Consider the following 10,324-nt stretch of genomic DNA (forward strand, 5'->3'; position numbering starts at 1 on the left):
GAGCGGGCATCCGCCCGCCGCACGGCAACAACACCCTTGAACAAACAATAAAAAAGGGCGTGCAAGCGCCCATGGGGAACCTTTGCCATGAAAAAACCTTCAACCTTGAAATGCCTGGCGCTGGGTACCTTGGCCAGCGCCGTCGGCCAGGACGCGCACGCAGACTTCATCAAGGACAGTCATGCCAATCTGGCCTTGCGCAACCTGTACTTCAACAGTGACTTCCGCGATCAACCCGGCCCGGCCGGACAGAGCAAAACCGCGGAATGGGCCCAAGGGTTCATGCTTAATTACACCTCGGGCTTCACGGCCGGGATCCTCGGTTTTGGCGTGGATGCCATGGCTCTACAGGGTGTGAAGCTGGACGGTGGTGCTGGCAATCATCGCGGCAGCAGCATGATCCCCGATGACGGCACGGGTGCCGCCGACCAGTGGAGCCGCCTGGGCCTGACCGGTAAGGTACGACTGGGGAAGACCGAGGCACGCCTGGGTACATTGACGCCCAAACTGCCGATCCTGGTGTCCAGTGACAGTCGCCTGCTGCCGCAGACATTCGAGGGGGCACAACTCACCAGCAATGCCACCGACAACCTGACGCTGACCGCGGGCCGCCTGGAACATGCCACAGGACGGGCTTCCACTGACCGTACCGGTCTGGCGGTCACGGGCGGGACCCGCGAGAGTAATGAGTTTGTGTTCGCCGGAGCCGATTACAAAGTCACCAAGGACCTGCTCGTTCAATACTATGCGGCCAACCTTGAGGACTACTACACCCAGCAGTTCTTGGGTTTGCAACATACATTCGCCCTGAGCGAGGGGCAGTCGATCAAGACCGATCTGCGCTATTTTGACACTGATTCCAGTGGTGCCAACGGCGGCGTCAGCGGCCGTGCCGACGGTTACCGCGCCAGTGGCTACACCCACGATCAGTCCGGCGAAATCGACAACCGTACCTGGAGCGCGATGTTCACCTATAGCCTCGGCGGCCATGCACTCACGGGCGGCTACCAACGGGTTTCCGATGGCAGCAACTTCGTTCAGCTCAATCAGGGCTCCTTGCCAGACAAAGGTGCCGCTGGCGGAGGCCTCTACCTGTTCACCGACCGCATGCTCACCAGCTTCAACCGTGCTGGCGAGCGCACCTGGTTCGGTCAGTACGCCTATGATTTCGTCGCATTGGGAGTCCCGGGCCTGCGCGCGTCGATGATCTATCTCAAAGGCGATGGTATCAAGACCACCTCCAGTGCGGAGCAGAGGGAGTGGGAGCGCGACTTTGCGTTGGACTACGTCATCCAGGATGGCCTGTTCAAAGGGGTAGGCCTGGGTTGGCGTAACGCCTCATTGCGCTCGCAGCTTGCTCCCGCTCAAGACCAGAATCGCCTGATTGTCAGTTACACCCTGGCACTGTTCTGACCTCCACGTTTAAAACAGTGTGTTTGCACAGGTCTTTTTCTCGCGCTCGCGGCACTGTTTTCGGGTAGAGCACGAAGGTTTAGCCAGCCAACGTACAAGTCATGAGCTTTATGAATAAAGCGAACGTATTGCCGGACGAGGATCTCGATCGCCTTCAAGTCGATTATTACCGGCAGTGGACTGCGCTCGGTCACAGCTACTGACCGGGCAGCCATTTAGCTTTAATGATCGACGCTTCGCCAGCGGCAACTGGAGCGATCCGTTCTTCGGTTCCCTGGCTTCACCCTACCTGCTCAACGAAAGCTTTTTCCTGCAACTGCTTGATATGCTCAAGATTGAAGAGGTTTTCCGCACCAACGCCTGGGATATCTGGTGGAACAAGCCATTGTCATCGGTGCGCCAAGTAATTTTTTGCGAGCATCCCTTGCGTCCCTCTACAGCCTGGCGGAAGCCCTTGGGGCTGCCTTCAACACAGCCGGCCGGTTGCTGACCCTCGCATGGCGGTTGAACTGCCAGAACTTTCCTAGGCGATGAGCAAGCAAGTGCACGGTCAGCAGATAGTAATAGCGTGTCGATTCAGCGTGCTGGTTCACATGGTGATTTAGGAACCATGCGAGATGCTTTTGTTGCCAAGTCCATGGATTGTCGCGTTGCCAGCGATCAGCGATTGCTGTTTGGATGGCCTTCGCCTGACGAAGGTGGCGTTGGCGCGTGGTATACGACCCGGTCAGGATGCCCTCCAGGAACAGCTCCATATCGAATGGCCTGTTCATGCTCGACCACCAATGTAAGCCGACACCACGTCGATCCGGCCGTGCCCCAGTTCATAGCTGATTCGTGCTCGAGCCTCTTGATCGATGTGTTGGTCGAGCTGGTAGCAACTGCCACCGTTGATAGGCGCGAGATAGCCGGTGACGTGCTCGTAGCGTTCGCACGCATAAGCCGCGCGCAGTTCGTGGAAGCCGTTGAGGTTGTGCTGATGGAGGATGTCCCGGGCGGGGCGGACGATTTCCCGTTGAAAGTCGAGGTAGCTCTCGTTTGGTGCCAGGAGGTTGCGGTTACCGTCGGGCGAGACCTGTTCGGCAAACCTCAGCGCGTCGCGAATATGCTCATCTACCCTGATCCAGCGAGGTGCTGACGCGCCGGAGCGGCCACCTTTGGTGCCGTCCTGGATATTGATCTTGCCGTAGTGTTCAGCCTCACGCTTGAGGCGCGGAAGGTCGGCCAAAATGGCTTCGCGTAGGCGCATACCGGTGGCTCGCGCCAACTGCGCAATGGCGGCGGCGCGCGGGTACTGATGTTCGCAAAGCCCCTCTACGATCCGCTTCACTTGCTCGCGGTCTTGGCCTTGCGGCGCCACAGTGCGAACACTGGTGCGCCGCATTCGCAATGCCTTGCTCGGACTCACGACCTTCACATACGGATCACCGCGAAGCGCGGCCATGGTCCGATTCACACTGGACAACCGGTTTTGCGCGGTGGCGATGCCGATAGCCCCTTGCTCAACTTGTTGACGCAGATGTCCGGCGTAAGCCAGCAAGGTCCGCCGATCAATTTGTCGCGCATCATTAAAGCCTGGTCCATCCTCCGAGCGACACCAGCGTACAAACGCCTGCCAGCGATCACTGTGCGCTTTGACCGTGCCGTAACGCCCGCTGCCAAATAGATCTTTCAGCGCTTGCGGCCCGGCGTAGCTCAGCTGCCGCCCATAACCAAAATTTCGCCCGCTACGTCTACCTACTAATGCCATGATCAAACTCCGCTCGAAGCCAAACCTGTAAAACCTTCCCCACGTCATCCCGCCACGAATGTTGAGTGTTATCAGGGATCAAGGCCCCTGCGACCTGTGAGGGTTGTCCACTAACGCAGGACTGGCGGCTCTTTACGACCGGGAGCTTGGGCATCTCATGATCTGACCTCCTGAGCACTTCCGAAGAAGTGGGCGGGTGGAGGCTGCACTGGCTGACGAGACCAGCGCCGCGAGATCCTGAGTCAGGTGAAGGCAGTGATGTGATGACCGGGGTATGCCTGACTGTCAGTCAGGTGCAGTCCATTCCATGGGCTGCGGCACCATCATCTGCATCGCTGTTGCTGGTGCCTTCGGTGTTTGTCACGCCGATTGTCACGAGGGGAAATGCCGCAAAGCCTTGTACGAGTTGGGCTGCAGCAGCGGTAGGAGCGTCCGTCTCTTTCCGGAAGAAAGAGACGGACGCAGGTTGGCGCAGTGAAATGGCCATGCGGATAGGTTGCTGCAGAACAGCCGGGTTGGGGTGGATTTTGCCGCAGTAGGCAAAGCTGAGAAGTTGGCATCCATCACATTGCTGTGACTGTGCGAGCCGCCGGACGCTAATCGCACTTGGGGGAGAACCACCACGCAGTGGCGTAGCCTTAAAGGTTCTGGCTACCTGGGTTGCTGTCAATGACAGCGCTTGCACGGTCTTTTCTACGCCCACGGATCCGCAGGGTCAAGGCTCGAATTTCCGAGAATTCCGCGGCTCAAAATGACATTAGCCGTCTATGTAAGTCCGTGGTTTCCAAAAGACGATTGCGGGGGGGCTTTAATATTTTTAAGTGAGGTCCATCCAAGCAGGGCGGCTTTGCAGCCCTGTTTGGATGGGCCTGCGTGGACAGGCGGATCACCGAAATATGAAGACCGATCGCTTACTCGGTTGCGCCATGTTTTGCTTTTAGTCGAGAGACGTTCGCACCCGCTTGATTGGCGAATTCGCGTGGGCTGACATGCTCCTGCTGATTAGCCTCAAGGTACCGACTCCACCAGTTCATGATCAGCCTGCGCTCCTCGATGAACTCGGCCTTGTGGATGTAGGCCGCTCGGACGCTGTTGCGTTCCTTGTGGCTCATCTGCCGCTCGATGGCTGTGTCCGTCCACAAGCCCGACTCGATCAATGCGCTGCAGGCCATCGAACGAAAGCCATGCCCACAGATTTCGGTTTTGGTGTCGTACCCCATCTTGCGAAGCGCGCTGTTCACAGTGTTTTCGGACATCGGTTTCCAGGAGTTGGTGTCGCCTGCGAAGACCAAGTCAAATCTGCCTGTGATTGCGTGGATCTGCTCTAGCAGGGCGACCGCTTGCGGCGATAAGGGTACAAGATGGATATCGCCTGCCATCTTCGTACCTCTTGTGGAAAAGGGGACGCCTTCCAGCGCTGGGCGCGTGTCGGGTATTTCCCAGACGCCACGCTTGAGGTCGAACTCGTTCCAGCGTGCGAAGCGCAGCTCGCTGGAACGTACAAACACGTGCAGTGACAGCAAGACCGTCAGCCGGGTAAGTGCGCGGCCTTTTTTATAGGTGGCGATCCGTTCCTGCAACTCAGGCAGGCTCGATAAGGGTAAAGCAGGGCGGTGGACGACTCTCGGGGCTTTGATCGAGCCTTCGAGGTCGTAAGCAGGGTTTACGGTGATGAGCCGGAGGCGCTTTGCCTCGCGCATGATGCTCTGCAGGTAGTTTTGTACCCTTAAAGCAACGTCTATCGTTCCGCGCCTCTTGATCACTTCCAAGGGGCGCATAAGGTCGTGGGTGTCGAGGTCGACAATGGCGCGGGCGCCGATCAGCGGGAAGAGGTGGGTTTTGAGGCGACTCATCACTATCTTGGCATAGTCTGGTGTCCACTTGGCTGACATTTCCGTGTGCCAGCCGAGGGCAACGCTTTCAAAGGTGCGGCCTTTGATCAGGGCTTGAGTCTTGGCTTGGGTCTTGGCTCCGATGGGATCAATGCCATCCGCCAGCATTCGCTTGACCTCCAAGCGTTTGCGGCGCGCATCGGCGAGACCAACGATGGGGTAGTTGCCGAATGAGGTCAGTCCTTCCCGGCCATCAGGTTTGACGTATCTGAGACGCCAGCCTTTGCGGCCATTGGGTTGGACTAGAAGGTAAAGGCCGTCGCCGTCGAAAAGCTTGTAGGCGCGGTCTGTGGGCTTGGCCGAACGGCAAGCGGAATCGGAGAGTGGAGCAGTGGTGCGCGACATAAGGGTACTCCCTTTTATCGAACTGACCTTCTACCCCAAACTCTATCCTTAAAACGGTTGGTATCCACCAGAATTCATCAGAATCCGACAGAACGCCAAAACGAAAAAACCCGCCAGAAGGCGGGTTTTTCGGGGGGTTCAGAGATTTTGGAAGCCTTCTCTGGAGCCTTGTATGGCTCCACGACCTGGACTCGAACCAGGGACCCAGTGATTAACAGTCACTTGCTCTACCAACTGAGCTATCGCGGAATGCCGTGTATGTTACTGATTCAAAAAGAGAAGTCAAGCATCTGTTGGCGATCGGACGGTTTCGACGGGACGGACGGTGGTTTATCGGTCATTGACGGTTACCAGAATGGCCCCGGAGGTCTACCATGGCGGCCCGGAAGTGGTTACACGCGCTGCCGGCCATTCGCCGAAAAGGTACGCGCCATGAATCACCCAGTCCTCACGCCTCGCCACCACGAGGTGCTTGCATGAGCATCGCTCAGATCAGCCTGCCCAAAGGGGTCGGCCCGCACGCGGAGAAGTTGTTCGACGCGATCACCCAGGCCAGCACCGCTGACGAATTGAACCGCGCCGGTGGCAAGGCCGAAGGCTTTGTCCTCGGCCTGGAAAGCACCAAGGCGATCAAAAGCCAGGTCGCCGAATCGCTGTATGTGGCCTATGACGATGCCGCCAGCCAGCGAGCCACCGAACTGGCTTAACCGCCGAAGGTCAGGGTGCCGAGCATCAGTTTGGCGTACAGCATCGTCGCGGCCAGTTGCACCAGCCACAAGGCCAGGCCGCCGAGGAAGACGCCAGCGGCCACTTGCATCACCAGGTTGTTCCCGCGTTTGGCCGGGGTGCGCGGGACGAAGGCATCCAGGTCATCCAGGTCATCGCGCTCAGCGCGTAGGTCATCGTTTTTCATGTGGGTTCTCATCAAAATGCTCGGGTATACATAAAACCCTGTAGGAGCCCGGCTTGCCGGCGAAGGCGTCTTCATGGGCGATGCATGGCTTGAGGCCGCTTTCGCTGGCAAGCCAGCTCCTACAGGGATCATCTGTGTGCAGATGGATTGTGGTCAATGCCAAATCCCTGTGTAGGAGCCGGCTTGCCGGCGAAGGCATCTTCATGGGCGATGCATGGCTTGAGGCCGCTTTCGCTGGCAAGCCAGCTCCTACGAAGGGCAGATGTGTGCAGTCTAGAGCGCTTGCCTGGCGGGTTGAAAATTATCTGGGCCAAATAAAAACGGGAAGCCCGAAGGCTTCCCGTTTCACATCGCCAAGCTGATTCAAATCACCTGAACGATCGCATCCGTCACCACGTCGATGTTGCTCTGGTTCAATGCCGCGACGCAGATACGGCCAGTATCCAGGGCGTAGATGCCGAACTCGTTGCGCAGGCGGGTCACTTGCTCGACGGTCAGGCCGGAGTAGGAGAACATGCCGCGCTGGCGACCGACGAAGCTGAAATCACGCTGGGGCGCTTTCTTGGCCAGCAGGTCGACCATCTGGGTGCGCATGCCGCGAATCCGCAGGCGCATTTCGGCCAGTTCTTCTTCCCACTGCGCGCGCAATTGCGGGCTGTTCAGTACGGCGGCGACAATGCTGGCACCGTGGGTCGGCGGGTTGGAGTAGTTGGTGCGGATCACGCGTTTGACCTGCGACAGCACGCGGGCGCTTTCTTCTCTCGATTCGCTGACGATCGACAGGGCGCCCACGCGCTCGCCGTACAACGAGAACGATTTGGAGAACGAGCTGGAGACGAAGAAGGTCAGGCCCGATTCGGCGAACAGGCGCACGGCAGCCGCGTCTTCGTCGATGCCATCGCCAAAGCCCTGGTAGGCCATGTCGAGGAACGGCACGTGGCCCTTGGCTTTCACCACCTCCAGCACGTTGTTCCAGTCCGCCGGGCTCAGGTCGACGCCGGTCGGGTTATGGCAGCAGGCATGCAGCACAATGATCGAACCGGACGGCAGGGCGTTCAGGTCTTCCAGCAGGCCGGCACGGTTGACGTCGTGGGTCGCGGCGTCGTAGTAGCGGTAGTTCTGCACCGGGAAGCCGGCGGTTTCGAACAGCGCGCGGTGGTTTTCCCAGCTCGGGTCGCTGATTGCCACGACGGCGTTCGGCAGCAGTTGCTTGAGGAAGTCGGCACCGATTTTCAGGGCGCCAGTACCGCCGATGGCCTGGGTGGTGATGACGCGGCCGGCAGCGATCAGCGGCGAGTCATTGCCGAACAGCAGTTTCTGTACGGCCTGGTCATAGGCTGCGATGCCGTCGATCGGCAAGTAGCCACGGGAAGCATGTTGAGCGACGCGAATCGTCTCGGCTTCGACAACGGCGCGCAGGAGTGGAATTCGCCCCTCCTCGTTGCAATAAACACCGACCCCCAGGTTGACCTTGTTGGTACGGGTATCGGCGTTGAATGCTTCGTTGAGGCCCAGGATTGGATCGCGTGGTGCCATTTCGACAGCGGAGAACAGGCTCATTTTTGCGGCGGCTCTGAATGGAGAGTGGAGGGACGTGTCGCGCTCCAGCCGAATGCACTAGAGCGGTGCACAAACGGGGAGCTAGTATAGAGGCCATCACTGATGTAACGCGACAGGCATTTCGGCTTTTGACGTAGGTTTTGCCGAATATTTTTCGATCGATCGTCGATTGCTTGCGTCAAAGACTTCAAGGGTTGTAGGACGTTTGCCTTGAAAGCGCGGGCAATCGGCGCCACATTGAGCACAATCCCAGTTTTTTCCTCGGGCGACATCGGTCGTTTGCGGTCTTTTTCGTTGCTGTCCGGTTTGCCCGGCCAGGCGCGAACCCAGAGGTTTTGTATGTCTGAATTCCAGCTAGTCACCCGCTTCGAGCCCGCCGGCGATCAGCCGGAAGCCATCCGCCTGATGGTCGAGGGCATCGAAGCCGGGCTGGCGCACCAGACGTTGCTGGGTGTGACCGGCTCGGGCAAGACCTTCAGCATCGCCAACGTCATCGCCCAGGTGCAGCGTCCGACCCTGGTGCTGGCGCCGAACAAGACCCTGGCCGCGCAGTTGTACGGCGAATTCAAGGCGTTCTTCCCGAACAACGCGGTGGAATACTTCGTTTCGTACTACGACTACTACCAGCCCGAAGCCTACGTACCGTCCTCGGACACCTTCATCGAGAAAGATGCTTCGATCAACGACCACATCGAGCAGATGCGTCTGTCCGCCACCAAGGCGCTGCTCGAGCGAAAGGATGCGATCATCGTCACCACGGTGTCGTGCATCTACGGTCTGGGTAGCCCGGAAACCTATTTGAAGATGGTGCTGCATGTGGATCGTGGCGACAAACTCGATCAGCGTGCGCTGCTGCGCCGGCTCGCCGACCTGCAATACACCCGCAACGATATGGAGTTCGCCCGCGCGACCTTCCGGGTGCGCGGCGATGTCATCGATATCCACCCGGCGGAATCGGATTTCGAAGCGATCCGCATCGAGTTGTTCGACGACGAAGTCGAGAGCCTGTCAGCCTTCGATCCGCTGACCGGCGAAGTGATCCGCAAGCTGCCGCGGTTCACCTTCTACCCGAAAAGCCACTACGTGACGCCGCGGGAAACCCTGCTGGGTGCCGTGGAAGGGATCAAGGTCGAGCTGCAGGAGCGGCTGGACTACCTGCGGTCCAACAACAAGCTGGTGGAGGCCCAGCGCCTGGAGCAGCGCACCCGTTTCGACCTGGAGATGATCCTCGAGCTGGGTTACTGCAACGGCATCGAAAACTACTCGCGCTACCTGTCGGGCCGTGAATCCGGCCAGGCGCCGCCGACCTTGTTCGACTACCTGCCGGCGGATGCCTTGCTGGTGATCGACGAATCCCACGTCAGCGTGCCGCAGGTCGGCGCGATGTATAAGGGCGACCGCTCGCGCAAGGAAACCCTGGTGGAATACGGTTTCCGCCTGCCGTCGGCGCTGGATAACCGGCCGATGCGGTTCGACGAATTCGAACACATCAGCCCGCAGACGATTTTTGTCTCGGCGACGCCGGGCAATTATGAGGCGGAACATGCCGGTCGCGTGGTCGAGCAGTTGGTCCGGCCGACGGGACTGGTGGACCCGCAAATCGAAATCCGTCCGGCGCTGACCCAGGTCGACGATCTGCTCTCGGAAATCTCCAAGCGCGTGGCGCTGGAAGAGCGGGTGCTGGTGACCACGCTGACCAAGCGCATGTCCGAAGACTTGACCGATTACCTGGCCGACCACGGCGTGCGCGTGCGATACCTGCACTCGGACATCGACACCGTGGAGCGGGTCGAGATCATCCGCGATCTGCGCCTTGGCACCTTCGATGTGCTGGTGGGGATCAACCTGCTGCGTGAAGGCCTGGACATGCCGGAAGTCTCGCTGGTGGCGATTCTCGATGCGGACAAGGAAGGCTTCCTGCGTTCCGAGCGCTCGCTGATCCAGACCATCGGCCGCGCGGCGCGCAATCTCAATGGCCGGGCGATTCTGTATGCGGATCGGATCACCGGGTCCATGGAGCGGGCGATCGGCGAGACCGATCGGCGTCGCGACAAGCAGATCGCGTTCAACCTGGCCAACGGCATCACGCCCAAGGGTGTGTTCAAGGACGTGGCCGACATCATGGAAGGCGCCACCGTGCCGGGTTCGCGCAGCAAGAAGCGCAAGGGCATGGCCAAGGCCGCCGAGGAAAGTGCCAGGTACGAAGCCGAACTGCGCTCGCCGGGCGAAATCGCCAAGCGCATCAAGGCCCTGGAAGAGAAGATGTACCAACTCGCCCGCGACCTGGAGTTCGAAGCGGCGGCGCAGATGCGTGATGAAATCAGCAAGTTGCGGGAGCGGTTGATTACGGTTTGAGATGTGCGGTGAATGTGAGGGCCTCTTCGCGGGCAAGCCCGCTCCCACAGTGGTTTGTGGTGGACACATAGGGTTTGAACACCTTCAATCCCTGTG

Annotated in this window: 8 protein-coding genes and 1 tRNA gene; 3 read left to right on the forward strand and 6 right to left on the reverse strand. The window is 59.3% G+C overall.

The annotated features are described in order from the left end of the window. Positions 1-87: 87 nt before the first annotated feature. Positions 88-1,413, forward strand: a complete 1,326-nt coding sequence (locus BZ163_RS11110; RefSeq protein WP_128870950.1) for an OprD family porin — start codon at positions 88-90, stop codon at positions 1,411-1,413. 434 nt (positions 1,414-1,847) lie between these two features. Here BZ163_RS11110 and BZ163_RS11115 read toward each other — a convergent pair whose 3' ends face one another. From BZ163_RS11115 to BZ163_RS11135, 4 genes are all read right to left on the reverse strand, one after another. Beyond that, a complete protein-coding gene (locus tag BZ163_RS11115) occupies positions 1,848-2,186 on the reverse strand; it encodes a hypothetical protein (protein ID WP_128870951.1) in 339 nt (112 codons plus the stop codon). Further along, a complete protein-coding gene (locus BZ163_RS11120) occupies positions 2,183-3,163 on the reverse strand; it encodes an integrase domain-containing protein (protein WP_128870952.1) in 981 nt (326 codons plus the stop codon). The genes BZ163_RS11115 and BZ163_RS11120 overlap by 4 nt, the downstream gene beginning before the upstream one ends. A gap of 911 nt (positions 3,164-4,074) precedes the next feature. Then, positions 4,075-5,400 (reverse strand): integrase arm-type DNA-binding domain-containing protein, encoded by a 1,326-nt coding sequence (locus BZ163_RS11130; RefSeq protein WP_128870953.1) that lies wholly within the window; start codon positions 5,398-5,400, stop codon positions 4,075-4,077. Between the two features lie 173 nt (positions 5,401-5,573). Beyond that, positions 5,574-5,649: transfer RNA gene (locus tag BZ163_RS11135), tRNA-Asn, on the reverse strand. 227 nt (positions 5,650-5,876) lie between these two features. Here BZ163_RS11135 and BZ163_RS11140 point away from each other — a divergent pair. Continuing rightward, positions 5,877-6,107, forward strand: coding sequence for a hypothetical protein (locus tag BZ163_RS11140; RefSeq protein ID WP_008007186.1), 231 nt, complete (start codon positions 5,877-5,879; stop codon positions 6,105-6,107). Here the strand turns inward: BZ163_RS11140 and BZ163_RS11145 are convergent. Further along, positions 6,104-6,313, reverse strand: a complete 210-nt coding sequence (locus BZ163_RS11145; RefSeq protein ID WP_128870954.1) for a hypothetical protein — start codon at positions 6,311-6,313, stop codon at positions 6,104-6,106. The genes BZ163_RS11140 and BZ163_RS11145 overlap by 4 nt on opposite strands. 363 nt (positions 6,314-6,676) lie before the next feature. Further along, positions 6,677-7,873 (reverse strand): amino acid aminotransferase, encoded by a 1,197-nt coding sequence (locus BZ163_RS11150; RefSeq protein ID WP_128870955.1) that lies wholly within the window; start codon positions 7,871-7,873, stop codon positions 6,677-6,679. Between the two features lie 339 nt (positions 7,874-8,212). Here BZ163_RS11150 and uvrB point away from each other — a divergent pair, with 339 nt between their 5' ends. Further along, on the forward strand, positions 8,213-10,228 hold the full coding sequence (gene uvrB, locus BZ163_RS11155; protein WP_128870956.1) for an excinuclease ABC subunit UvrB: 2,016 nt from the start codon (positions 8,213-8,215) through the stop codon (positions 10,226-10,228). Positions 10,229-10,324 lie beyond the last annotated feature (96 nt).

The sequence above is a fragment of the Pseudomonas sp. VI4.1 genome (assembly GCF_002029345.1).
Taxonomy (GTDB): Bacteria; Pseudomonadota; Gammaproteobacteria; order Pseudomonadales; family Pseudomonadaceae; genus Aquipseudomonas.

What these genes read in the sequence shown, in the direction of transcription:
- BZ163_RS11110 (WP_128870950.1), top strand. Translation starts at nt 88, where the DNA reads ATGAAAAAACCTTCAACCTTGAAATGCCTGGCGCTGGGTACCTTGGCC.
- BZ163_RS11115 (WP_128870951.1), bottom strand. Translation starts at nt 2,186, where the DNA reads ATGAACAGGCCATTCGATATGGAGCTGTTCCTGGAGGGCATCCTGACC.
- BZ163_RS11120 (WP_128870952.1), bottom strand. Translation starts at nt 3,163, where the DNA reads ATGGCATTAGTAGGTAGACGTAGCGGGCGAAATTTTGGTTATGGGCGG.
- BZ163_RS11130 (WP_128870953.1), bottom strand. Translation starts at nt 5,400, where the DNA reads ATGTCGCGCACCACTGCTCCACTCTCCGATTCCGCTTGCCGTTCGGCC.
- BZ163_RS11140 (WP_008007186.1), top strand. Translation starts at nt 5,877, where the DNA reads ATGAGCATCGCTCAGATCAGCCTGCCCAAAGGGGTCGGCCCGCACGCG.
- BZ163_RS11145 (WP_128870954.1), bottom strand. Translation starts at nt 6,313, where the DNA reads ATGAAAAACGATGACCTACGCGCTGAGCGCGATGACCTGGATGACCTG.
- BZ163_RS11150 (WP_128870955.1), bottom strand. Translation starts at nt 7,873, where the DNA reads ATGAGCCTGTTCTCCGCTGTCGAAATGGCACCACGCGATCCAATCCTG.
- uvrB (WP_128870956.1), top strand. Translation starts at nt 8,213, where the DNA reads ATGTCTGAATTCCAGCTAGTCACCCGCTTCGAGCCCGCCGGCGATCAG.